The sequence below is a fragment of the Streptomyces doebereineriae genome, assembly GCF_031845645.1.
Classification (GTDB): Bacteria; Actinomycetota; Actinomycetes; order Streptomycetales; family Streptomycetaceae; genus Streptomyces; species Streptomyces canus.
Map to the genome: position 1 here is coordinate 1 of NZ_JAVREZ010000321.1, position 449 is coordinate 449.

Sequence of the window (449 nt, forward strand, 5' to 3'; positions counted from 1 at the left end):
TCGTAGAACGTGGTGGCCTTCACGATCGCCGCGGCGCGCTCCGCCGGGTTGCCCGACTTGAAGATGCCCGAACCCACGAACACGCCTTCGGCGCCGAGCTGCATCATCATCGCCGCATCGGCAGGGGTGGCGATGCCGCCCGCGGTGAACAGCGTGACGGGCAGCTTGCCTGCCCGGGCCACCTCGGCCACCAGGTCATACGGCGCTTGCAGTTCCTTGGCCGCGACGTACAGCTCGTCGGTGCTCAGCGAGGTGAGCCGACGGATCTCGCCGCCGATCTTGCGCATGTGGGTGGTCGCGTTGGAGACGTCGCCGGTGCCGGCCTCACCCTTGGAGCGGATCATCGCCGCGCCCTCGGTGATCCGGCGCAGGGCCTCGCCGAGGTTGGTGGCACCGCACACGAACGGCACGGTGAACTTCCACTTGTCGATGTGGTTGGTGTAATCGGC

Annotated in this window: 1 pseudogene; it reads right to left on the reverse strand. The window is 67.9% G+C overall.

Annotated elements, in window-relative coordinates:
• Positions 1-449, reverse strand: a pseudogene (locus RNB18_RS52085) (pyridoxal 5'-phosphate synthase lyase subunit PdxS); the annotation flags it as partial.